This window comes from Paenarthrobacter aurescens, from assembly GCF_025421775.1.
Classification (GTDB): Bacteria; Actinomycetota; Actinomycetes; order Actinomycetales; family Micrococcaceae; genus Arthrobacter; species Arthrobacter aurescens_B.
In genome coordinates this window covers 89,765-113,942 of record NZ_JAOEFX010000004.1, presented here as the reverse complement: position 1 = coordinate 113,942, position 24,178 = coordinate 89,765, and the positions used below count along the sequence as shown (strand labels likewise).

Here is a 24,178-nt window from a genome sequence, read left to right as displayed (position 1 = left end):
CGGCCGGACCGGAGGCCCGGCCGCAAGGCTCAGTGATTGTTTGGTCAGGACGTCCGGCCGGACCGTGCCGGGCGCCGGTACCTGAAGTAGAAGTAGGCGTAGCAAGCCCCAACAAAGGGAACGCCGAAGTACAGCGCGGCAATCTGATGTGGGTCAAACGCAATGCCCACCAATGAAATCAGGCAGAGAGCGAAGGCCAGAATCGGAACCAGTGGGAAGAACGGCGCCTTGTAGGCAAGATCCTTCACCCGCCCGCCGTTCCGCACGAAGGCCCGGCGGTGGAAGAAGTGGGAGGCTGTGATGGACATCCACACGCCAACAACTGCGAAACCGGCCACGGAGACCAAGGCCAGGTACACCGTTTCCGGGGCAACCACGCTGCTGATCAGCGATGCGATGCCGCCAACCATGCTGACCGAAAGGGCTATGAGCGGTATACCCCGCCGGGTGAGCTTCTTCAGAGCCTTGGGCGCATGCCCCTCGTCAGCCAGGGAGTAGAGCATACGGGCACAGGAGAACAGTCCGCTGTTTCCGGCCGACAGCAGCGCCGTGATGATGACGAAGTTCATGATGTCAGCGGCATAGGGAATTCCGACGGAGGAGAACACCGTCACGAAAGGACTCTCGTCCAGTCCCACTTGGTCATACGGGACGGTTGCGGCAATGACTGCGATAGCACCAACAAAGAAGATCAGCAGCCGGATGACGGTGCTGCGCATGGCCTTGGGAATGTTCTTTGCAGGATCAGTGGTCTCCCCCGCGGCCACGCCGATGAGTTCAGACCCGGAGAAGGCATAGAAGACCGCCAGGGCCGTTACCAGGACTCCGGTAAAGCCGTTGGGGAACAATCCCCCGGTGGTGTTGAAGTTCTCAAAGAGAAATGGATGGTTGCCGGACTCAGAGAGTGGGTGGAATCCGAAGAGGGCTGCGCCGCCCAGCACGATCAGGGCAATGATCGCACCCACCTTGATGATGGAGAACCAGAACTCCGATTCCCCGAAGAACTTGGAGGACACGGCATTGAATCCGAACAGGATGGCGGCGAACACAAGGCACCACACCCATACCTCGACCTCAGGAAACCAGCGCTGCATGAGGAGCCCTGATGCCGTGAATTCCGAGCCGATAGCCACTGCCCAACACAGCCAGTACAGCCAAGCTGTGGCGAAGCCCGTGGCTGGACCGATGGATCGGGACGCGTAAATGTGGAAAGCACCTGATACGGGATAGGCGATGGCCAACTCGCCAAGGCAGGCCATCACGAGGTACACCACAAAGGCGCCCACAAGGTAGGCAATCACAGCCCCGAGCGGACCGGCCTGGGAGATCGTGTAGCCAGAACTCAGGAACAGCCCGGATCCAATGACACCTCCCATCGCGATCATGATGAGGTGCCGTGGACCCATTGACCGGCGCAGTCCGGTTTCGGCGGGGGCGGGAGCGGCCTGGGGTTGATGGTCCAGTTGCAGGGGTGCTGAAGATTCCATGTGGTGTCTCCGGTTTTGTGGCAGATGCGAACGGTACGCCTTGTGAAGTCCGGGGCTGGGGTGCCGGGGAGGGCGTCTGTAGTGATGAAGGTAACACAAAAGGGATCCAAGTGGTCATTAAAAACATTTGTTAATGCGTATAACGCACATGTTTTAGGTGACTGAGAGTCAGAACGGCCGTCGAATGGTCAGAATGCCCACTCTTTGAGGCGATTCAGCATGCCCCGACGGACACCGGGGGGCCACAGGATTGAACCATCACCCCCACCTACCTGAGGAGCACCATGAAAACCTACGACCTCGCGCTGATCGGCTTTGGCGGCGTCAACCGGACCCTCGCCGAGATCATCGCTACACGGGGAGATGCCCTCCGCTCGGAGTTGGGTTTCGGCCTGAGGGTTGTGGCCATCACCGATCTCAGGCTCGGTTCCCTGGTCCAAGCCGAAGGCATCGATCTTCTCATGGCACTGAACCTTGGCGCTGGCGAGACGTTTGCAGAGCATGGCGGCTCCATGGACACAAACAACGAAGCTGTGATCCGTTCCTGCACTGCAGACATCGTCTGCGAAGCAACCTTCACCAATCCCGACGACGGCGAGCCCGCCGTCTCGCACGTCCGATGGGCCCTGGAATCGGGCAAGAGCGTCTGCACCACAAATAAGGGACCCGTGGCACTGCGGGGCGATGAACTGGCCGCATTGGCCGAGAGCAATGGCGTTCACTTCGAGTTCGAAGGCGCTGTCATGAGCGGCACCCCCGTGATCCGCCTTGCCAAAAAGATGTTCGCCGGCCTGAAGATCGATGGCTTCGAAGGAATCCTAAACGGCACCAGCAACTACGTGCTGGGGCGCATGGAGTCCGGCCTGGACCTGGATGCCGCCATTCGGGAGGCCCAGGACCTGGGGTATGCCGAAGCAAACCCTGCCGCTGACATTGAGGGCTACGACGTTCGACTCAAAGTGCTCATCCTGGCCAATCAACTTCTTGAGGCAGGCATTACCTTGCAGGACGTTTCATGTGAGGGCATCTCCTCCCTGACCCGTGACGACATTGAAGACGCTGCCCGCCAAGGCCTGCGCTGGAAGCTCATCGGCTCAGCAAAGAGGTCTGCCAACGGGGCGGTAACAGCCAGCGTAAAGCCCGTGGCAGTGCCCCTGGCCCACGGATTGGCTGGAATCTCCGGCGCCACCAACGCCGTGTCGTTCAGCACCGATCTCCTGGGCCCCGTGACGGTTTCCGGACCCGGGGCCGGACGAGTGGAGACGGCCTACGCCCTGCTCTCAGACATCATCGCCATGCACGCCGCCTCGGAGGTTCCCTCCCATGCCTAAGACCGCACCCAGCGCCCCCGAAGCATCAGTCCTGCCGATGTTCCAGAATGTCACCAGTCCCTACGACCACCGGGTGGTGGGCGCCGTTCCGCTGACCGATGCCGCCGCCGTCGAGAGTGTCCTGGATGCTGCCCGCGCGGGAGCCAAAGTGGCAGCCGGCCTCTCCCGGGACGCGCGGGGAAAGATACTCGACAGGGCAGCCACCCTGGTGGAAGACCGGCGCGATCTCTTTGCCGAAACCATCGTCGCTGAAGCTGGCAAGACCGTGAGGCAGGCCCGCAAGGAGGTTCTGCGTGCAGTCAATACGCTGCGGCTTTCAGCGGCAGAAACCCGCCGCAATGCCGGTGAAGTCATCCCCTTTGACGCCTACGAAGGGTCCGAGGACAGGCTGGGCTGGTTCTCCCGTGAACCGCTGGGTCTCATCCTGGCAATCACGCCCTTCAACGATCCCCTCAACCTGGTAGCCCACAAGGTGGGACCGGCCATTGCGGGCGGAAACGCTGTTATCCTCAAGCCGTCGGCCCTCACTCCCCTTTCCGCGCAGCTTCTCACCGAGGCACTCCTGGAGGCCGGACTTCCCCGGGACGTCCTCACGGTGGTCCATGGGGACCGCGGGATTGCCCGGAAGATCATCGCCGCGCGGGACGTCCGGATGGTGTCGTTCACCGGCGGGTTTGCCACCGGAGAGGACATCGCCTCAACAGCCGGACTGAAGAAGCTCTCCATGGATTTGGGCGGAAACGCGCCAGTCATCGTCTTGGCTGACGCCGACCTCCAGGAAGCCGTGGCTTCCTGCGTTTCCGGTGCATTCTGGGCCGCAGGCCAAAACTGCGTGGGCGTTCAACGAATCCTGGTCGACAAGTCCATCTACGTCGAATTCCGGGAGTTCTTCCTCGCTGCGACCAACAAACTGGTAGTTGGCGACCCGTCCGACGAACTGACGGACGTAGGGCCCATGATCACCTCACGGTCCATGGAAGATGTCCGGACGAAAGTCAACGAGGCAATCGAGCACGGTGCAGTTGTTCTGGCAGGAAACCAGGCTGCCGGAAACATCCTCCACCCCACGGTTCTTGAGGACGTTCCGGAAGACAGCCGTTTGTGGACCGAGGAAGTGTTCGGGCCGCTGGTGATGCTCCGCCCTGTGGACTCCCTCGAGGAAGCGATCGGGATTGCCAACTCCATCGAGTTCAGTCTTCATGCCGGGATCTTCACCGCCTCCCTCAGCGACGCCATGAAAGCAGCCAAGGAAATCCAGGCCGGGGGTGTCATGATCAACGACTCGTCGGACTACCGGTTCGACGGCATGCCTTTCGGCGGATTCAAATACGGAAGCCTGGGCCGTGAAGGCGTTCATTTCGCCTACGAGGAAATGACCCAGCCCAAAGTCATCTGCATCAAGAACTGACGGCCTGGTGGTGGACTGCGGACACAGTCCACCACCAGGCCGCCGACTGGCACAGGACCGTCCCGGAAAGGACTGCACCACCTATGACGTATCGCCTCGAATCAGACTCCCTGGGATCCATCCGCGTACCAGCCGATGCCTTGTGGGGCGCGCACACCGCCCGGGCCCTGGACAATTTCCCCATCAGCGGGATCCCCGTGTCCCGGTATCCCGGACTGGTGGTGGCCCTGGCCCAGGTAAAGCGCGCGGCCGCCCACGCCAACTCCGGCCTTGGAGTCCTGGATCCCGCCATAGCTACCGCTATCAGCCGCGCTTGCCGGGACATCGAAGAACGGCAGCATCACCAGCACTTCTGCGTGGATATGATCCAGGGCGGCGCCGGGACAAGCACCAATATGAACGCCAACGAGGTCATTGCAAACATAGCCCTGGAAACCTTGGGCCACCCCCGTGGCAGCTACCAGCATGTGCACCCCATCGACCACGTGAACAAATGCCAGTCAACCAACGATGTCTACCCCACCGCCATCAAGCTCGCACTGATCACCGCAGTGCAGGACCTTGACCACGAACTGGGACATTTGACGCAGTCCATGAGGGAGAAAGGGGCTGCCTTCGGCCACGTGGTGAAGATAGGGCGCACCCAGCTACAGGATGCCGTGCCCATGACGCTTGGTCAGGAGTTTGGGGCCTTTGCCGCCACGATTGAGGAAGACAGATGCCGGCTGAGGGAGTCCGCGGGACTCATGCTCGAATGCAGCCTGGGAGCAACCGCTATCGGGACAGGGATCACTGCCGAGCCCGGCTACCGGGAGCGGGCCATTGATGCCCTCGCTGAAATTTCGGGGCTGCCGCTGATACCCGCAACTGACCTGCTGGAGGCGACATCCGACGTCGGGGTTTTCATGCATGTATCCGGAATGCTCAAGCGATCGGCCATCAAGATCTCCAAAATCAGCAGCGACCTGAGACTGCTGTCCAGCGGTCCGCAAAATGGCTTCGGAGAGATCCAATTACCACCCCGCCAGGCGGGGTCATCCATCATGCCGGGCAAAGTTAATCCCGTGATTCCCGAGACCCTGAACCAGATCGCCTTTGCGGTTGCTGGTGCGGACACCACCGTCACCATGGCCGCCGACAACGGCCAGTTACAACTTAATGCCTTTGAACCCGTCATTGCCCATGCCCTGCTGCAGGGCTTTGCCTGGCTCACCAATGGGGCGAGGATTCTCAGGACCCATTGCGTCCAGGGCATCACGGCAAACGAGGAGCTGCTTGGTGGGCGGGCTGCGGGCTCGGCTGGACTGGCCACCGCACTGATACCCGCCCTTGGCTACGCAGCCGCTGCGGAGGTAGCCAGTCGTGCGTTGACGGGACGCATGGCGGTGGTCGATGCCGTCACGTCGATGGGGCTCATGGAACGGGACGCCGCCCAACTGATCCTTGAGGGCGCCTCCACGCGCGGACACTGAGCTACTGCGATACCCGCCGGATCACATTGGACAACGTCATGGCAGTGACGGTGTTGGTCACCCCGGGGAGGGCAGAAATCTGCTCCCAAATCTCCTGCACCCTGCCATGGGAACGGGCTTCGACGCGCACGATCAAATCAAAATCACCGCTCAGCACGTCACACAGGACGATTTCGGGAATCGCCCTGAGCTCACTCAGAACATCGGCACCCCGCATACGGTCTTTCCGGTAGACCATCAGGAACGCAGACACAAAATCCTGGGTCTCTACTCCGGCCACGACGGTATAGCCCTGGATGTAACCCTGCCGCTCCATGCGATCGATCCGCTGACGGACAGCATTCCTGGAAAGCAGGACCTTTCCTGCCAATTCGGCGTGCGGGACACGGGCGTTCTTGGTGAGCTCCGAAAGGATCCTCTGATCGATGCCGTCCAGGCCCGCTCGCTCCATGAATCCCTTCCAAGTAAAAAACTCTCAGGAGCCCAGAAGCTCCTGCCCTTGACCGAAAGGCCACGAAGAAGATGATACGTCCAGAGCACCACAAACCACTCCCGGGGGCGTACTCGTGCATCCTGTTCGACATGGATGGCACACTGGTGGACTCGGCCAAGGGAGTCACCGCCAGTGCGGCAGAAGCACTGGCCTCCGTGGGAGCCACCGTGCCAGGTCCTGACCAGTTGCGCCGCTTCGTGGGACCACCCATGATGGACTCGTTCCGGAGCGTTGTGGGGCTTGACGAGAACGTGGCGAAGGTTGCTCTCCAGCACTACCGGGCGGCATACGCCAGGAGCGGAGCTGCCCAGGCCCAGCTCTACGACGGTGTTGAGGCGCTCCTTCATCAATTGCACTTACAAGGCATCCCCATGGCGGTGGCAACGTCGAAAGTAGAGGACCAAGCCATCAGGTTGACCCGCCACTTTGACGTAGCCCACTACTTTGCCGATGTCTGTGGCGCGTCCGATGCCCTGGGCCGATCGCGAAAAGACGATGTGATCGCGGAATCGCTGAACCGGCTCCGTTCACGCGGCGTCGACACATCGCGGCCCGTCATGGTGGGCGACCGGATATACGACGTTGAGGGAGCAGCCAGCTTCCGGATACCAGCCATCTTCGCGCTCTGGGGCTACGGGGAACCCGGCGAATCCGTCCACGCCGCCGCTACCGCGTCCTCTCCCGGCGAGCTCTTACCGCTGCTGCAAGGACCCGTGCAGCGATCGACGGCGGTTCAGTAGTCCGGGTTGCTCGGCACCACCAGCCCGGTTTCGTACGCGTACACCACCACCTGAACACGGTCCCGCAGCTGCAGCTTGCTCAGGATCCGGCGTACATGGGTCTTTACCGTCGCTTCCGAGAGGAAGAACTTGTGGGCGATTTCCGCATTGGACAGGCCCTCCGCGATGGTGGTGAGGATCTCGGTTTCCCGCGGAGTGAGTTCGTCCAGCAGCGGGTCCCGGTGGGGAGTGGGCGGATGACCGGGCACCGCTCCACCTCGGACATACGTTTCCAGCAACCGCTGCGTAACCCGCGGAGCCACCACAGCATCTCCGCTGGCTACCAGACGCACGGCTTGGACCAGTTCGGAGGGAGCCACGTCCTTCAGCAGGAACGCAGATGCTCCCGCTTGCAGACCGGTGAACGCATACTCATCGAGGTCGAACGTTGTGAGGATGATGACACGCGCTTCGGAGCCCGAATCCGAGATGCGCCGCGTTGCTTCAATCCCGTCCATCCCCGGCATGCGTACGTCCATCAGAACGACGTCCGGCTGCAGGGCTTCCACTTGGCGGACGGCCTCGATGCCATCGGAAGCTTCGCCCACTACATGGAAGTCTTCTTCACCTTCCAGGATGAGCCGGAAGCCCATCCGCAGCAGTGGTTGATCGTCAACGAGCAGCACTTTGATGATGTCTTCTGTCATGATTCCCCCTTGTCGCCGTTCCAGCGGAGCTCGGCGTGGACCGCCCAGCCTCCCCTTTTTCCTGGACCGGCAGTAACGATTCCAGCATAGATACCGGCACGTTCATTCATCCCCGCGATACCCTGCCCTGTACCGAGGCTTCCCACGGATTCGCTGCCACCCTCCCGGGTTCCGCGACCGTCGTCGAGCACGTCAATGGTGACCAGTTCGCCGTCGCAGGCCACTTGGACGTCGACGCGGCTGAGCGAACGTCCGTAACGCAGCACGTTGGTGAGCGACTCCTGCACGATCCTGTAGACAGTGAGCTCGAACGCCGGGTCTGCCGGTAGAGCGGGCCCGGAGTGCGCATAGTGCAGCGGCAGCCCTGCGGTGCGGAAGCCCTCCAGGAGCTTGGTGAGGTTGTGCCCGGATTCAAGCGGCGTGAGCGGGGCCGGCCGCCCGGAATCATCCCTCAGGACGCCGAGTACGCGACGCATATCCGCCAAGGCAGCCCGGCCGGTCCGGGACAACTCACTGAGCACCTCGCCGGCCCGCCCCGGGTCCTTCTTGACCACTACGGCTGCACCGTCGGACAGACTGATCATGACCGTCAGGGAGTGCGCCACGACGTCGTGCATTTCGCGGGCGATCCTGTTGCGTTCGGTGACCTTGCCCAGCTGCGTGGTTCGTGCGGCCCACGCTGCGATCTCCGCTTCGTGTTCCCTGCGCTGGCGAACCGAAATGCCGATGCCCGTGGCCAGGAGGTTGGAAAGCATGATGGTCACTGCGGTGGCGATGTTGTTGATGAGGTGGAAGTTCTCCGGGACGTCCTGGAGGTTGTCCATCTCGCTGGGACTTGTCCACATGAACAAGTAGAGAAGGCTCAGTGGCAGGCTCGCTGCCACAAAGACCACAAGGGCGATCCCGCGCCTCCGGAGGGAGGCCAGTGCGTACAGCGCAAACCACAGCCCGGCGGAAACGTTCGAGCCCCATGGGTTCAGGATGGTGGCCGCTACTTCCAGCAGCGCTACGGCGAGAACCACCTGTAGCGGGAACTGTCGCCTGAAGATCAACGCGGTCGCGATCAGCAGCAATATTGCTGCCACGAGCCATTTGCCGTCGATGACCGACGGAATGATGGTGGGCAGCGCCAACAACACGTAGCAGAGAACCACCACGGCATCCATGGCGCGAGGGCGTTGGTAGAAGTATCGCCGGATCCTGCCCCTGCGGCGTTGGGCGATTTCAGCGAAGGACGCATCGGCCGTGGTGGCCGATGCGTCCTTCATCTGTGGAGCTTCAGTCATGGATTGAGCCTAGACGGCGCCTAGACGTCGCGCTTCTTCAGCAGGACCATGGCCAGCGCTACGGGCACAACCACCCACGCGCCCAGGACCAGGGCCGCCTGCCACGCTTCGAGCGTTTCGGGGACATGCTCGACGGCGGTCAGCGGGCTGATGGTGCTGGTGGGAAGGTACTTGTTGGCTTCCTTGAAGAAGTCGCCGGGAATGAGCTGGAAGGCAATCGGGGCCACGAACAGGAGCCCTACCAGGCTCATGATGCCGCCTGCCGAATTGCGGACGATCGTTCCGAGCGCCATGCCAATGGCTGCCACGGCCGCCACGTAGAGGCTGTTGACCAGGAGGAGCTTCACGGATTGTGAGCTGCCGAGATCCAGCTTGAGGTCGTAGTTGTCCACGATGGGGAGCGACACCAGTCCGGCGATGTAGATGGATATCGCCGTCAGGAGGAAGGCGCTGACCATGACCACGATGAGCTTGGCCAGGAACGGCGAGAGCCGTTTGGGGACGGCAGCAAACGTGGAACGTGCCATGCCGGTGGTGAATTCGGAGCTCATCAGCAGGACGCCCAAGGAGCCGAGGATGAGCTGGGCGAACGAGATTCCGGAGGTGGGAATGCTGACGGCCAGGTCCCCGCCCTGCGCGGCCATGGCAGCCGCGGCTTCGGGATCGTTGGCAACCTGTTCAGCAAACTGCCCGGTTCCCCAGGCCGAGAGGGCAGCGAAACCCACCATTACCAAGGCTGTGGAAGCCAGGAGGATCAGCGTGGACATCAGGGTGCGGAACTTGATGAACTCCGAGTTCAGCACACGGTGGAACGCCGGTCCGGGACCGACGGAGTTACGGATGGACCTGCGGTCCACAGTGGTGGTGCTCATGTCTATTTCCCTCCGGCCTGAGCGGGAACCGAGGCCCCGGTGGTGATGTGCGAGTGGTATTCGACCTCGTCCTTGGTCAGCTCCATGTATGCCTCTTCCAGGCTTGCCTGAAGCGGAGTCAGCTCGTAGACCATGACCTGGTTTTCAAGGGCGGTCCGGGCAATGCCGCGGGGGTCCAGGCCTGAAACTTCAAGAAGCTCACGTTCGTGGACCTCCACGGAAACGCCTGTTCCGGCGAGAAGCTGCATGAGGCGTTCCGGCTGATCCGTGCGGACGCGGGTCCGTGCGTGGCCCTTGCCCGTGATGATTTCTGCGATGGGTGCGTCGGCGATGATCTTGCCGCGGCCAATCACGATCAGGTGGTCTGCCGTTAGCGCCATCTCACTCATGAGGTGGCTGGACAGGAAGACTGTACGGCCTTCGGAGGCCAGGTACTTGACGAGGTTGCGGACCCAGACCACGCCTTCAGGATCGAGGCCGTTGACGGGCTCATCCAGAATGATGGTCTGGGGATCGCCCAGCAGCGCGGCGGCAATGCCGAGGCGCTGACCCATTCCGAGCGAGAACCCCTTGACCTTCTTCTTGGCCACGTCACCCAGACCGGTCATCTCGATGACTTCGCGGACCCGGCTCTTGGGGATGCTGTGTGTGGCGGCCATGGCCAGCAGGTGGTTGTAGGCGGTGCGACTCGTGTGGACGGCTTTGGCGTCCAGGAGGGCACCGATTTCACGCAGCGGCGCCTTGTGCTGGGCAAACGGTTCACCGTTCACGGTCACAGAGCCCGCCGAGGGAGAATCCAGCCCCATGATCATGCGCATAGTAGTGGACTTGCCGGCACCGTTCGGGCCCAGGAAGCCCGTCACCCGTCCGGCTTGGACAGTGAAACTGACACCGCCGACGGCGGTCTTCTCGCCGTAGACCTTGGTCAGGCCTTTTGCTTCGATCATGGAAGCGTTCCCTCCTCGGAGCACATGAGTGTGCAGGTGAGTTTTGAATGTACTCACCACGCTACTCATGGAGGGGACGTTAATCGCCGGTCTCAGGGATGATTCAGGGTTCAGTCAGGGTAGTCCTCGCGGATGACCCCCGGGCTCCAACAGCCTCAGCCGGCTGGAAGCGGCGAGTACACGCGAAGTTTGCGCGGTTTCACGGTGAAGGTGGCGCTGCGCACCCCGGGCTTCGGCTCGCCGTCCACCGCCAGGACCAGGGGCTGCCCGATCGCCTCAACGGTGATGGTGGTGGCCTCGGTCAGGTGGGTAACCTTGGACGCCGCCACAGTGCCTGTCACGACAGCCCACAACAAGCGGGCCCGGGCGAACGGCTCGTCGGCCGTGATCATGCGGAGATCGAACACACCATCATCAAGCACCGGCCTGCGAAGCGGGGCGTGATCCCGCGGGTAGTAGCGGCCGCGCCCCAGGTAAAGGATCCAAAGTTTGTGTTTCACTCCGTCCACGGTGAGCGTGGTGGGCGAGTTCACGCCAAAGGTGCGCAGGGAGGCAACCAGTCCTGCCACGGGTTTCCCGAGCGCCGGCTGGAGCCGCTCACGCCTGCGGACTAGATTGGGATACACCCCTACGCTGGCGGTGTTCAGCATCGCCAGCTCGGTGGTCTCCGGAGTCTCAGGCAGGCCGCGCTGGACCACGACGTGCCCCAGGTCAACGGATGCTGCAAGCCCCTTGGTCACAGCGTCGATTGCGTCGTCGATCGAGCTGGTGCCTACGTCACGTGCGAAGTGGTTGAGCGTTCCGCCCGGCAGTACCAGCAGGGGCAGGGAATGCTCGACGGCGGCCGCAGCCGCGGTGCCCACCGTTCCGTCGCCGCCCCACACACCCAGCGCGACGGTTCCGGGCCGCGTCGCCGCCGCCTCTATCTCTCGCGCTACGTCGTCACCCTCCGCGATCTCGCGTATATGAGCCTTGGGGAATATAACTTTCAGTAGTTCGCCTGTTTCGGGAGTGTAGGAACCTCCCATGACGTTGACGGCGATGCTCAGCCCCTCGCCGCCCTGAATAGCGGGTGCTTCCACCGGCGTGCGGCGGGGTGTTGGCTCAGCGGGCCTCGCTGGCCACCATTTCCGCGTCAGGAGCGCTGCTCCGGCTCCCAACGCCGAACCGAACACAACGTCCGATGGCCAATGAGCTCCTGTATGCACCCGGGAGTACGCCACACCCGCAGCAATCGGGGCAAGGACAGCGCCAATCGGCGGCGACACGATCCCAGCCCCCACCGCAAATGCCACAGCGGATGCGGAATGACCCGAGGGCATGGAGGAACTGGTCGGTTGTGGATTCACGAACCGGAACAGCGGCAGGTGTTCAGGGAGGGGCCGGGTCCGGGGGAGCGCCCTCTTTAAAATGACGTTGGTAACCCCCGAAGCGACACCCAGGGCCAGCAGCCCGTGGAGGGCCGCCCTTCGCGGTTTACCGGGGAACGAGGCCATGATCCCTGCGATGCCGAACCACAGTTTTCCCTTGGTTGCCGCAGAGGAGAGCCGGCGGAAGAAGGCGTCGTGATCGCCTTGGGGCTGCCGCGAAACGGCCCGCACCAGGAAGTGGTCAAATCTCGCAACACGTTTGGGGCCCTTGCCCACGAAGCCTCGCATCCCATCACCCTAACGCTTGGCAGTACATCCCTGCTGCCGTGGATACGATGAATGGATGATTCGCGTCCTGCTTCCGCGCCAGCGGCCTGATTGGCAGTTGGTCACACCAGGAGTGCTCCTGCTGTGCGCTTTTGCGGTGCCCGGCGCCATGCTCGTTGCCGGGCAAGGCGAGCCGGCTTTCAACGGCGTTGACACCGCCTGGCAGGCTTACTCCTTCACCTTGCACTCGCCTTTTTGGGACAGTGTGAATTCATTGCTCAACTGGGCCGGATACGTGGGGATGCTGGTCTTCCACGTCGTGCTTGCGATTGCACTCTTGGTGTGGCGGCGCCCCATGGCTGCAGTCTTCGCCGCAGCCTCGGGAGTTTCCGTCCTGGCGCTCACTCAGCTGACCAAGGCAGTGGTGGGTCGCGACCGACCTGAGGGGGCCAAGGTTCTCACTGATACCGGCTCATACCCTTCTGGGCATGTATCGGCGACCACGGCGTTCCTCATGGTGCTGGCGTTTCTCATCGGACGCTGGTGGATGGGCTTCCTGGCCGTCATCGGCGTCATCGCCATGATGATCAGCCGCACATACCTGTCAGCTCACTGGCTCAGCGATGTTCTCGGCGGTGCGTGCCTGGCTGCTGGCGTAGTCCTCTTGATGTGGTGTCACTTCCGGGATATATGCATCAAAGAGAATGCAGAAGCGGACGGCAGGACTATTTGGGCGGCAAAGGCTTCGCAACGCCGGCAAGGAGCAGGGCCAGCAAAATAGGTGCCCCGATAGCCAGCAGAGCCATGTGGATTCCGGTGTGGTCGCCGAGGTAGCCCAGCAAGGGAGGACCTGCCAGGAACGCGATGTAGCCGATAGTGGAAACGACCGATACCCGGGCCGCTGCATGCTTGGGATCGTCCGCAGCAGCTGACATGCCCATGGGGAAGGCCAACGCGGCTCCGATGCCCCACAGTGCCGCACCAACGCCGGCCAGGATCACATTGCCTGCGAAGACGAACAACGCCAGGCCCAGTGCTGCCGCGGCCATGCTCGCACGGAGAACAGCCACGCGACCAAACTTGTCGATCGCCTTGCCACCGAGGAACCGCATGACCGTCATCGCCAGGACGAAGAGCGCGAACAGCAACGCGCCCGTGGATTCGGAGGCGCCAAGACCATCAACGGCCGCCTTTGCGATCCAGTCGTTGCCCGCACCTTCGGTGAGGGTGGCACCCAGGACCACGACCCCGATGAGCAGCGTCCTGCCATCGCGCCAAGCCGAGGGGCCCTTCTCAGCCGGCACGCCGCCGTCGTGAATTTCCTCAACCTGGTGCGGCAGGAAGAACTTGGGGACCGTCAGCGCGAGGGCGACGGCAATGGCTGCGATGACCAGCAGGTGCTCAGGGAGGCCCACACCAAGTTGGGAAAGACCAGCGCCAATCAGAGCACCAAGGAAAGCTCCGCCGGAGAAGGCAGCGTGGAACTGCGGCATGATGGTGCGCTTGAGCCGGTGCTCAACGTCGGCGCCCTCGATATTCTGGGCAACGTCCCACAAACCAATGCCGATACCAAAGAAGAACAGGGCAATTGCCGTAGCCGGAACTGAGGCAGCCATCAACGAGAAGGCAATAGCTGCCCCGGCGGCTCCCGCCACAATGCCCGCCACGCGAACGGTGTTCGCTGTGCCGATCTTGCCCACTACCCAACCTGCCGACGGCAACGCCAGCAGCGAGCCGACGGCGGTGCAGAGCAGCAACGTACCCATCTGGCCGGACGTCAGGCTGAGGGCCTCGGTCACGGCCGGGATGCGCGCCGCCCAACTGGCGAAGACCAAACCGTTCATGCCAAAGATCAGGAACGTCGCAACCGCAGCGGCGTTGACGTTGGTGGAGCTTCTGGTGTTTGTGGTCATGCAATCACAACTTCCACGGAGAGTTTGGTGAGCCGGGCGAGGTCTTCGGGGGATGGTTTCAAGTCTGTGACGATGACATCCACGGTATCCATGGCTGCAACCAGCGCCACCGCACTGGCATTCCACTTACTGCCTGAAGACGCCACGATCACCCGTGCGGCCGATTCCAGGCCGGCGCGTTTCACCGCCGCATCGTCGAGGTCATGGGCAAGCAGGCCGTCCTTGAGGTTTAGTGCACAGGGGGTCACGACGGCGGTATCGAACCTCAGCGACCGGATGTTGGCTTCCGTCATGGGTCCCCGGAATGATCGCTCGCCTTGGACGAGCCTGCCACCGGGGAGGATGAGATCCGGTGTGCGGCCGGACGCGTTTTCCGTCAGCGCTTCCACGCCGTGAAGGGACATGGGCATGACAGTGAGTTCGCGCCTGCTGAGGCGGCGCGCGATCTCCGTGGCGGTTGAACCGCTGTCCAGCCACACGTGTTCGCGGTCCCTGATGAGTTCGTCAACAGCCGCGGCGATGCGGGTCTTGGCCTGATGATCTTCGAGCTCGCGCTGCCCGTAGCCCGGATTTTCTCCGCGGGCCAGCATGCTGCGAGCACCTCCGTGGACTCTCTTCAGCACGCCGTTGGCAGCGAGGATCTCCAGGTCCCGGCGAATGGTGGCCCCCGAAGCCCCCGTAGCGGTGACCAGTTCGTCCACGGTGGCTTCTTCGCGTGTGCGCAGCAGCTCGCCAATGAGCCGGTGGCGGTCAGCAGTTCCCATGGTTCAACCGTAGCAAGATCTGCGTACTTAATCACGTACGGTGATCATTTGCGCACCAGACGCTCGCTTCGTGCTTAGCGGGCGCGCTCCACGCGCTTCTCATCCCAAACGGGTTCCTCGGATTCGTAGACCTTGCCGTCAGACCCGAAGATCATGAACCGGTCAAAGGACTTGGCGAACCAACGGTCGTGCGTGACCGCAAGGACGGTGCCTTCGAAAGAGTCGATGGCACGCTCCAATGCCTCACCGGAGTGCAGGTCCAGGTTGTCGGTCGGCTCGTCCAGCAACAACAGGGTGGCGCCGGAAAGCTGCAGCAGCAGGATCTGGAAGCGGGCCTGTTGGCCACCGGACAAAGACTCATACTTCTGTTCGGACTGACCAGCCAAGCCGTACGAATCCAGGGCGCCGGCTGCGGCCTCGCGGGCGAGTCCGGAGCGGTGCTCGTCACCGCGATGCAGGATCTCCAGCAATGTGCGCCCCAGAAGATCAGGCCGGACATGGGTCTGCGCGAAGAACCCTGGCCGGATGCGCGCGCCCAGCTTCACGGTTCCTTCGTGCGGCACTTCAGCGATAACGACGTCGGACACCGGCAGGTGCTCGCGCTCCGGATCGGTACCACCGGTGGCTAGGAGCCGCAGGAAGTGGCTCTTGCCGGAACCGTTGGAGCCGAGCACGCCCACGCGGTCACCGAACCAAATCTCCGTGGAGAACGGCTTCATGAGTCCGGTCAGTTCAAGCTTCTCAGCTACTACGGCACGCTTGGCCGTTCGCCCACCCTTGAGGCGCATCTTCACGTTCTGCTCGATCGGCAAGGCCTCAGGCGGCCCGGCTTCCAGGAACTTTGCGAGACGGGTTTGCGCAGCTTGGTACCGGTTGGCCATGTCGGAGCGGAACGCGGCCTTGTTCTTGTACATGTTGACGAGTTCTTTGAGCTTCACGTGCTCCTCGTCCCAGCGCTTGCGGAGTTCCTCGAACCGGGCGTTACGGTCCGCGCGTGCCTCCACGTAGGATCCGAAACCGCCGCCATGGATCCACGCCGAGGCGCCGTTGATGCCGGGTTCGAGCGTGACGATTCGACCGGCAGCGTTGTTGAGCAGCTCGCGGTCGTGGCTGATGAACAGAACCGTCTTCTTGGACTCGTTGAGCTTGCCCTCCAGCCAGCGCTTGCCGGGGACATCCAAGTAGTTGTCCGGTTCGTCGAGGAGCAGCAGCTCATCCGGACCGGCAAAGAGCGCTTCCAGCACCAAGCGCTTCTGCTCGCCACCGGACAGCGTCGAGGCGCGACGGAACTGCGCCTTGTCGAAGGAAATCCCCAACGCAGCCATGCACACTTCATCCCAGACGGTCTCGACGTCGTACCCACCGGCATCGCCCCAGTCCACGATCGCCTGGGCGTACTTCATCTGGGTGGGCTCGTCGTCGTGCTCCATCATGGCCAGCTCTGCGTCCTCAACCGCCTTGGCAGCAGCCGCGAGGCCAGCCTGGGCAGTGGAGACGAGGAGGTCGCGGACGGTTGACTCGTCACGGACCTGACCCACGAACTGCCGCATGATTCCCATGTTGCCTGATCGGCCCACAACACCTTCGTCGGGCGTGAGGTCGCCGGAGATGATCTTGAACAGCGTGGTCTTGCCCGTTCCGTTCGGTCCGATCAGCGCAGTCTTGGTGCCGTCGGGGACCTTGAAGGTCACCCCGTTGAGCAGCTGGGTGCCGTCGGAGAGGAAGTAGTCGATGCCGGAAACGTCAATATGGGCCACGTTTCAATCCTCCCACGGACATGTATCAGGGCTCGACGGCGGTACTCGGCGGCCGCGGGTACGCGGACTTGAGCGGATGGCCGGCTAGGGTTTCCTGCGGGCAAATCCGGGAGCATGCTCCGGACGCGGGCCGAACGCAATCATTCGCGCCGGCAGCTTCCCGAAGGAAGGAAAGTTCCTGGCCACGAAGACCAAAGGCTTGGGAGGCTTCGGCTGCTTGCCCGCCATGACTTGCGCGAACACCACCCGGTGCAGGATCCGCTGGAAGGTCTGGACGATGACGGTGGGGAGCCATCGACGCTTTTGAACAGCGGCGAGGTGGCCGTCGTCGAGCCTTTCACTCAGTAAAGGCGGCGCGAGCACACGCGCTGCCGCCACCGCGTCCTGAACTGCAAGGTTGATCCCCACGCCCCCGGCAGGGGACATCGCGTGGGCAGCATCCCCAATAAGCAATAGTCCTGGCTTGTGCCACCGGGACAGGCGGTTGAGTTTCACATCCAGGAGGTGGAGATCGTCCGTGGATTCAATGGTATTCACACGATCTGCGAGGTCCGGGCGCAACCTCGCGACCCGGGCACGAAAAGCGTCCACCCCTTCGGCCCTCAACTGAGGGTCCAAACCTTTGGCGGCCAAGTACGCAATCTGGTGGTAATCCTTGCGGGTCAGGCTCAACAACACATCAGAGGTCCCAAAGCGTGGCGCGATGGAGGCCACAGGATCGTCCTCGTCTGCGGTGCGTGGAATCCGGAACCACCACGTATCGAAGGGCACTGGATATTCGTGGGGAACCAGTCCGGCCCGCGACCGGAGAACGGAGCCGCGACCATCGCACGCCACCGTCAAGGGGGCCCGCAATTCTCCGCCTCCCACAACAGAACGAGTCAGCGGATCGCGGGTTTGATACAGCACTCCAACAACAGCTCCTGAGTCGTCGCGCAGCAAGTCCGTGGCCTCAGTGTTCATCAACAACGTGAACGTAGGTTCCTGACGGGCCGCCTCCACCAGAAAGTTCAGCAAGTCCCACTGCGGCACCATGGCCACGTAGTTGTAGGGGGCCTTAAGTCGAGCAAAATCCGCGAGGACCACGGAATCACCGGATCCTGCGGGTAGCCGGAAATTGCCCAGTTTGCTCTGGGGAAGGGCACGAAAACCCTCACCCAGCCCCAGCTCGTCCAAGAGCCGGATCGTCGAGGCGTGCACAGTGTCGCCCCTGAAATCGCGCAGGAAATCGGCGTGCTTCTCCAGCACAGTCACCTTCACACCGGCGCGGGCAAGCAGCAGTCCCAGGACGATTCCGGCCGGCCCTCCGCCTGCCACCACACACTGGGTATCTGCTGCCATGATCAGCCTCCGGTTCAGCCCGCCGCGGTCAGGAACGACTTCAACAACGGCCCGCTGGTGGTGGCACCCAGCCCGCCGTCTTCAACAAAAACTGCGACTGCCAGGTCCCCGTGGGTCGCCACGATCCAGGCGTGGGTCTTGGGTGGGTTGTCGTTGCCGAATTCTGCGGTGCCCGTCTTGGCTCCCACGGGCGCGCCGGGCACCTCGGCCAGGAACCCAGCGTGCCCGGACGTGACCACGGCGCGCATCATGTCGGCCAGGGAAGCGGCCTCTTCCTTGGTGATCGGTTTGGTGGACGCGGGGGCAGCACTTGCTGTGGCGGAGGCGGACGACGGCGATGCGGAGACGCTTTCCGTGGGGGTCGCAGCACCACTGGGGTCCTGCGCTGCGTCGGCGTTCAGGACGAGCTGCGGCGATACCGGGGCGCCGTTGGCTACGGAAGCGGCCATGACCGCAGCTGAGAGCGGCGAGAACAGGACTTTGCCCTGGCCGATCATGGAAGCGGCGTGCTCGGTTCCTTCAGCTTCACCGGGGACTGAGCCAAGGAAAGCATCCGCGCCCAGCTTGGGTGCTTCCACCGCCACACCCAGAGCCTGGGCAGCCGACTCAAGTTGGTCCTGGCTGACGGTTTCGCGGGCGTTGATGAAAGCGGTGTTGCAGGAATGCGCAAACGCGTCCCTCAGTGTGACGGAGCCAAGTGAGGTTTCGGGGTAGCCTTCGGCGTTCTTGAAAGTGCGGCCGTCGACGTTCAGCGTCGAGGGGCACTCCACCTTGGAATCCGGGGTGGCACCGTTGCGGAACATCGCCAGCGAATCAACCATCTTGAAGGTGGAACCGGGAGCGTACTGGCCCAGAAGTGCGGTGTTGTAGCCGTTGCTGCCCGGTCCGGACGCTGCGGCAAGCACGGCGCCGGTCGAGGGCCTGAGGGCCACAATGGCGGACGCCGGCTCGATTCCTGCCAATGTTTCCTCGGCCAATTGCTGAAGCTTCAGGTCCAGCGTGGTCTTGAGGGTGGTGCCGGGCGCGGGAAGCGACGAGAAGAACACCTTGGTACCGGGGGTTTCGCCCTCGGTCTTTTCAGCAGGGGTGGCCACGACTTCCGCGCCGTCCTTGCCGCGCAGCAGGGAGTCGTATTTCTGCTGCAGTCCGCCGGTTCCCGTGGTGTCGCCGGCACGCAGTGCGCCGTTGGACTTCTCGATCTGCTCCGCATTGGCTTGGCCTACGCTGCCCAACAGGGCTCGGGCAAAGGTCCGGGTCGGAGCCAGTGCCATGGAATCCAGAATGCTCACGCCACCGGGAACAGCCTTGATCTTGGCCTCGGTGATGTCAGCGGTGTAGGCGCGGAGGACGAGACCTTCCACGAAAGCCTGGGGACCGGATGCGGCAACCTGCTTGGCGTACTCGTCGGCGTCCAACCCGAGCAGCGCTGCCATGGAGCGGGCAGAGCTATCCGCCTGCTCAGCGGGAACCTTGGTCTTATCGATGCCAACGCGGAAAACCGGCCGGTCCTCAACAATTGGAGCGTCCCCGGCTCCAAGGATCTGGCCCCGCTGGGCCGGTACGGTCTTGACCGACAAGGTCTCACCGTCTGAGAGTTCGAGGGCAAGCAGGGCAGGGTTCCATTGAACCGCCCACTTGTCGCCCGACTTCTTGAGGGTGGCCTCGGAGCTGTACTCCCACTTGGCCGAACCGATATTCCAACTGTAGTTAAGAGGGAAAGTGGCGGTATCACCGTCGAGCTTTACGTCGCCGGAGGAAACTGACGGCTTCGCGTCGAGTCCCTCGAACACCGCCTTGAGTTGCTCGTTGGCGGCGGCGGCGTCCTTGCCCTCCACGGCGAGCGAACCGACGTCGAGCGCGGCCAGGGACGAGGCAAGCTGCTTGGCAGCGCCCTCCGCACCGGCACGCCCGTCATCACAGGCGGTCAGCGAACCAGCCATGACAAGAGCTACGAGACCAAGGACAAAACCCTGCTGCATTTTCAGTTTCCCCATTTGCGACATTATGCCCCGTTCCCCTGACAGTTTCTTGTTGTGCCCGGGAAGCGGACAGCCGCCGCTTGCCATCCCGGGAAGAGACGGCAAGCGACGGCTGCCTGGAGAATCAAGCTACGGAGCGCAAGTGAACTTGGCATCACCCCAAACACCATGCGCACCGTTGACGGAGCCGGACGGGTCCACCACCAGCTCTACGTAAGCCACACCAGTCAGGTCCACTGATACCGATTCCGGAGCGAACCCGGGCGTGTACGTGCGTGACTGGTACTTATTCACGCCGTCGGCGTTGACCTTGAAAATGATGTTGCCGCCAAAACCGCTCTCAAGGCCCACCTGCGAGGTGAACGAGGAGCACTTGCCGCCAAGGTAATACGTAATCTTCGAGGCAGCGTGGACGCCAAGGCCCTTGGTGAAGACGGGCTGCTGGCCTGTTGCGGGGTCCGTGTAGTTGATGGCCAGCGGCTTGTCCGGGGACGACGCCGAGTCCTTGTTGGCCACGTTCTTGCCGATCACGCCGTAGCCGTTCAGGGCCTGGACCCATGGAGTTTCGGAGGCGTACACCGAACCGCGGGGAACGTCCGGCAGCGGCTGCGAGGTGACCTTCCAGTCGAAGAATTTCACCCGCGTCTCCGTCGGCAGCGTGACCGAGGCCAGCTCCTTGGTGGGGTTGAGCCGGACGGTGTTGGAGAACGCCTGGTACTTGTACTGCGTGTACTCCGGTGACGGACCGTTGGCGTTGTTGCGGCCCTGCTCTGAGACTGCAAGCACAGCCCCGTTCAGCACGGACGGCTGCAGCCAGTTGGGGAAGAAGATGGATTGCTTTTCTATGCTTCCATCGGCATATGTCAGGGTCAGTTCCGGACTGGTGCCGTTGCCAACCGCAGCGGAACCGAGGACGGCCAAGTGCGTCCCCTTCCCCTTGACGGCGATGGTTTGGGCGGACAGTGCCACGGAGTTGGGTACGTCCGGTCCAACTGCCGGCCACGTATAGTCGACCTGCGTCGGCTTCCCGGCGTCCACCGTTACCGTGCTGCCCGGCCGGACACCGCCCGCCGGAACCGTAGCCGCTGCCAGCTGCTCGGCAGCGAAGGTGGCCCCTCCGCCGTCGAAGTTTCCAAGGGCTTTACCGGCCACCGTGGTGACTGAAACGGTGTTGTAGGCGGCGGCCAAGGAACCGTAAGCGACGTAGATCTGGTTGCCGCCGGTCACCGACTGGGCGGAGCCGGAAGCAGCGTACGACGCCGAAACCCGCACGGTCTGTTGACCCGCCTTGGCGCTGGAGCCGGGTTTGATGACGAACGTTGCCGTGGTTGTCGCGCCACCTTCGACCTTGGCTGCAGTTGCGCCGGAGGATGAGACCACAGTCCACCCCTCAGGGAGAACCGGCGTCAGGACTACATTGGTCTTGGCTTTGGTTCCGGTGTTCACGAAGGCCGCGGTGACGGTGGTTTCCTGGTCCTGGAAGACCTGCTGGCCAGTGGTCACTCGGACTTCGGCCGCCGTGTCTTCCTGGCTCTTGCCACCCAGCGGACCTGCTTGCTGGAGCTGAACCGTGGCGGACTGGTTGGAAGCGATGGAGCCCGTCTTCACCCAGATGGTCCCGTTGTTGGCCTCATCGAAGTACCAGCCCGTGGTTGCTGCAGCGTAGGCGGCCTGGGTGGAGTGGTGGGCAAGCTTGGTGCCGCCGATCTTCACATCCTTGGGTGCTGCGCCCGCGTGAACCTTGAGCTCGTAGGGGCGGGCCGCGGCCTTACCGGTGTATTCGCCCTTCCGCTCACCGATGGATACCTTGACGCTGCTGTTGCCCGTACCGGGAGCATCCACGGTGAAGACCTGGCTGGAGGATTTCCCGTCCTTGAATTCGCGGGTGACCTTGTCGTCTTCGTACAGGGTGAACGTGTCCTTGCCCTTGGCGTAGACATCCAAAGTGATCATGGAATCTTCGGGAACCAAGGAAGCGTTGCGGGCCACGATGCCTTGCGGGATCACCGCTCCGGCACGAACGAAGACCGGGAGCCTATCCAGCGGCGCGTTGTAGCCGTTGAGGATCTGGCCACCCTGGTAGAGCTTGCCTGTCCAGTAATCCACCCACTGCTGGCCTGCCGGAAGAAATATGCCGTTGCGGACATCGGTCTGGGTAAAGACCGGAGCCACCAGGAAGTCGGAGCCGAGCATGAACTGGTTGTTGGCCTCGGCACCGTAGGACCACTGCTGGTCAGGGAACTCGAGGGCCATGGAGCGCATCATCGATACGCCCGTGGTGGAGGATTCCTGCGCCAACGAGTAGATGAAGGGCATGAGCTGCTGGCGGAGCTGCAGGTATTGGCGGTTGATGGCCGTGGCTTCATCGCCGTAGAGCCACGGACGCTTATCCGTCGCAGCCCAGCCGGACATGGAGTAGAGCGCCGGCGCGAAGGCCTTCCACTGAAGGTCACGGACATACGACTCCGCAGAGCCGCCAAAGATGCCGTCAACGTCACCCGTGGTGAAGGCCAGACCCGAGTTGCCGGCGCCGGTGAGGGCCGAGACCTGCCAGCGGACGGCGTCGAGGTTTCCTGAATGGTCACCCGTCCACTGCATGCCGCATCGCTGGGAGCCTGCCCAGCCTTCCACCATCAGCGAGGTGCCGCGGGCGTTGGAGTATTGCTCGATCCCGCCGTGCGCAGCTTCGCACCCGGTGAGCGCTTGGCGGTAGCCCTGGCCCACCCAGGCGACGTCGAGCTTGCGGAGCCGGACCCCGGCCTCGCCTACTTCGTATTCCTGGTTGGTCAGGGAGCGCTGGGTCCACAGGCCAACTTTGAGGTCGGTTTCTTCCTCGATGTTGCTCACGGTTTCCGGGAGCTGCTGATACTCGCAGCCGTAGCCGTCGTTGACCAGCATCCAGCCGGCCGGCATGTCGTTCTCAACGAACTTCCGCGCGGTCTTGATGGCGTCCGGAGTGCGCTGCTTGGCACCGTCGGGATCACCGTAGCCGGAGGAGGAGTAGCCGGGATTGGATCGGTTGTAGCAGTCCGCATCGCCGTATTCCAGGGCGTAAACCGGGGGCATCATCGGTTTGCCGGTCAGCGTGGTGTAGGCACCCAATGACTGCTTGTAGTCGCCCACGAAGTAGTAGGCGTCGAAGCGCTTTTCCTCATGCGTGGTGGTGGGCTGGCCGCCGAAGTTGTAGGAGCCTCGGGCAAACGTGTCGCGAAGGACGCCGTAGCCCTGGGAGGACATGTAGTACGGCACGGCGTTGGGGTAGCCGTCGTCGTCCCAGTCGAAGTTCTTGGCGATGTTGATCAGGGCGCCGGTGTGCACGGAGCGGCCGTTCTGCATGCCGCCGCCGATGAACTGCTCGCCGTCCTGTTGCGCGAGGTGCTGGGTGGCGGAGTTGGCGCCGAAGGTGATGGGCGAGGATTCCTCCAGGACCAGTGAACCGTCAGCCCTGACAATGCGGAGTTGGGTGGTGGCCTCGTTGATTTCGACACTGATCTTGGCGGTCTTCAGGATCAGCCAGTTGCCGTCGGTGACGGTAGGCGTGACGCCCGGGAACTTGTCCTTGCCCACCACGATGTTGGCTGTCCTGGCCGGGTCACCTTGGTCCGTGTTGGCGGGGTCCGAGAACTTTCCGCTGGGGTCCGCTTCGAGGCGGAAGTTGCCGTCGTCCAGGAAGCTCACCCGAATGGCGCCCTTCTCTGTGGAAAGGTCGACGACGTTGCCGGACTGGGTAAATCCTGTCACCGCGCCCACAGGTACTCCGGCGGCATCGACAGGTACTTCAGGAGTGACGGTTTTTATCGCCGCGGGATCACCGGGCGCGGCATTGGCGGCCGCGGCAAACGTGAGCGCAGGGATGGCTCCGGCGAGGAGCAATGAGGCCAGGCCAAGTGACGCGGCCTTTCTGGCTAACGAACCTTTATTAGCGCGTCCGGAGCTGTTGGGGGCAGCGCCGGATAAGCCCAAGGAGGGTGCGGACATGTGGGGCCAACTTTCGACGAGTGACTGTTTGTGATCTAACTCATAGCGAAACGTGCACTAATCGTCACCGCAAAAAGCCCAAAGGTC

Annotated in this window: 18 protein-coding genes; 5 read left to right on the top strand and 13 right to left on the bottom strand. The window is 62.8% G+C overall.

Going from position 1 to position 24,178, the window contains the following annotated elements; genetic code table 11:
* Positions 1-44: 44 nt before the first annotated feature.
* The gene (locus N7568_RS09560; RefSeq protein WP_261609604.1) at positions 45-1,487 is read right to left on the bottom strand and encodes an amino acid permease; all 1,443 of its coding nucleotides are present in this window, start codon (positions 1,485-1,487) and stop codon (positions 45-47) included.
* Positions 1,488-1,771: 284 nt separating this feature from the next.
* Here N7568_RS09560 and N7568_RS09555 point away from each other — a divergent pair, with 284 nt between their 5' ends.
* The 3 genes from N7568_RS09555 to N7568_RS09545 all read left to right on the top strand — a co-directional run bounded on the left by N7568_RS09555 (position 1,772) and on the right by N7568_RS09545 (position 5,698).
* Positions 1,772-2,818 (top strand): homoserine dehydrogenase, encoded by a 1,047-nt coding sequence (locus tag N7568_RS09555; protein WP_261609603.1) that lies wholly within the window; start codon positions 1,772-1,774, stop codon positions 2,816-2,818.
* Positions 2,811-4,226: an aldehyde dehydrogenase family protein gene (locus tag N7568_RS09550; protein ID WP_261609602.1), complete on the top strand. Its 1,416-nt coding sequence runs from the start codon at positions 2,811-2,813 to the stop codon at positions 4,224-4,226. The genes N7568_RS09555 and N7568_RS09550 overlap by 8 nt, the downstream gene beginning before the upstream one ends.
* 83 nt (positions 4,227-4,309) lie before the next feature.
* The gene (locus N7568_RS09545) at positions 4,310-5,698 is read left to right on the top strand and encodes an aspartate ammonia-lyase (RefSeq protein ID WP_261609601.1); all 1,389 of its coding nucleotides are present in this window, start codon (positions 4,310-4,312) and stop codon (positions 5,696-5,698) included.
* A gap of 1 nt (position 5,699) precedes the next feature.
* Here the strand turns inward: N7568_RS09545 and N7568_RS09540 are convergent, their stop codons facing one another.
* Entirely contained in the window at positions 5,700-6,149 is a 450-nt protein-coding gene (locus N7568_RS09540; RefSeq protein WP_261609600.1) for an Lrp/AsnC family transcriptional regulator, read from the bottom strand.
* A 131-nt stretch (positions 6,150-6,280) separates the two neighbouring features.
* Here N7568_RS09540 and N7568_RS09535 point away from each other — a divergent pair, with 131 nt between their 5' ends.
* A complete protein-coding gene (locus N7568_RS09535) occupies positions 6,281-6,931 on the top strand; it encodes an HAD hydrolase-like protein (RefSeq protein ID WP_261609599.1) in 651 nt (216 codons plus the stop codon).
* Here N7568_RS09535 and N7568_RS09530 read toward each other — a convergent pair.
* The 5 genes from N7568_RS09530 to N7568_RS09510 all read right to left on the bottom strand — a co-directional run bounded on the left by N7568_RS09530 (position 6,925) and on the right by N7568_RS09510 (position 12,380).
* Positions 6,925-7,617, bottom strand: coding sequence for a response regulator (locus N7568_RS09530; protein WP_261609598.1), 693 nt, complete (start codon positions 7,615-7,617; stop codon positions 6,925-6,927). The genes N7568_RS09535 and N7568_RS09530 overlap by 7 nt on opposite strands.
* Positions 7,614-8,903 (bottom strand): histidine kinase, encoded by a 1,290-nt coding sequence (locus N7568_RS09525; RefSeq protein ID WP_261609597.1) that lies wholly within the window; start codon positions 8,901-8,903, stop codon positions 7,614-7,616. The genes N7568_RS09530 and N7568_RS09525 overlap by 4 nt, the downstream gene beginning before the upstream one ends.
* Before the next feature lie 20 nt (positions 8,904-8,923).
* Entirely contained in the window at positions 8,924-9,775 is an 852-nt protein-coding gene (locus tag N7568_RS09520; protein WP_261609596.1) for an ABC transporter permease, read from the bottom strand.
* 2 nt (positions 9,776-9,777) lie between these two features.
* A complete protein-coding gene (locus N7568_RS09515) occupies positions 9,778-10,722 on the bottom strand; it encodes an ABC transporter ATP-binding protein (RefSeq protein WP_261609595.1) in 945 nt (314 codons plus the stop codon).
* A gap of 155 nt (positions 10,723-10,877) precedes the next feature.
* Complete coding sequence (locus tag N7568_RS09510) at positions 10,878-12,380, bottom strand: bifunctional phosphatase PAP2/diacylglycerol kinase family protein (RefSeq protein WP_261609594.1); 1,503 nt, start codon at positions 12,378-12,380, stop codon at positions 10,878-10,880.
* Between the two features lie 55 nt (positions 12,381-12,435).
* Here N7568_RS09510 and N7568_RS09505 point away from each other — a divergent pair, with 55 nt between their 5' ends.
* Positions 12,436-13,140, top strand: coding sequence for a phosphatase PAP2 family protein (locus N7568_RS09505; protein WP_261609593.1), 705 nt, complete (start codon positions 12,436-12,438; stop codon positions 13,138-13,140).
* Here the strand turns inward: N7568_RS09505 and N7568_RS09500 are convergent.
* The 6 genes from N7568_RS09500 to N7568_RS09475 all read right to left on the bottom strand — a co-directional run bounded on the left by N7568_RS09500 (position 13,085) and on the right by N7568_RS09475 (position 24,091).
* Entirely contained in the window at positions 13,085-14,272 is a 1,188-nt protein-coding gene (locus N7568_RS09500; RefSeq protein WP_261609592.1) for an MFS transporter, read from the bottom strand. The two genes, N7568_RS09505 and N7568_RS09500, sit on opposite strands and share 56 nt — an antisense overlap.
* On the bottom strand, positions 14,269-15,036 hold the full coding sequence (locus N7568_RS09495; RefSeq protein ID WP_261609591.1) for a DeoR/GlpR family DNA-binding transcription regulator: 768 nt from the start codon (positions 15,034-15,036) through the stop codon (positions 14,269-14,271). The genes N7568_RS09500 and N7568_RS09495 overlap by 4 nt, the downstream gene beginning before the upstream one ends.
* A 74-nt stretch (positions 15,037-15,110) precedes the next feature.
* A complete protein-coding gene (locus tag N7568_RS09490; protein ID WP_089597051.1) occupies positions 15,111-16,793 on the bottom strand; it encodes an ABC-F family ATP-binding cassette domain-containing protein in 1,683 nt (560 codons plus the stop codon).
* 84 nt (positions 16,794-16,877) lie between these two features.
* A complete protein-coding gene (locus N7568_RS09485; RefSeq protein ID WP_261609590.1) occupies positions 16,878-18,134 on the bottom strand; it encodes an FAD-dependent oxidoreductase in 1,257 nt (418 codons plus the stop codon).
* Between the two features lie 14 nt (positions 18,135-18,148).
* Positions 18,149-20,137: a penicillin-binding transpeptidase domain-containing protein gene (locus tag N7568_RS09480; RefSeq protein ID WP_261609589.1), complete on the bottom strand. Its 1,989-nt coding sequence runs from the start codon at positions 20,135-20,137 to the stop codon at positions 18,149-18,151.
* Between the two features lie 105 nt (positions 20,138-20,242).
* On the bottom strand, positions 20,243-24,091 hold the full coding sequence (locus N7568_RS09475) for an NPCBM/NEW2 domain-containing protein (protein WP_261609588.1): 3,849 nt from the start codon (positions 24,089-24,091) through the stop codon (positions 20,243-20,245).
* Positions 24,092-24,178: the final 87 nt, after the last annotated feature.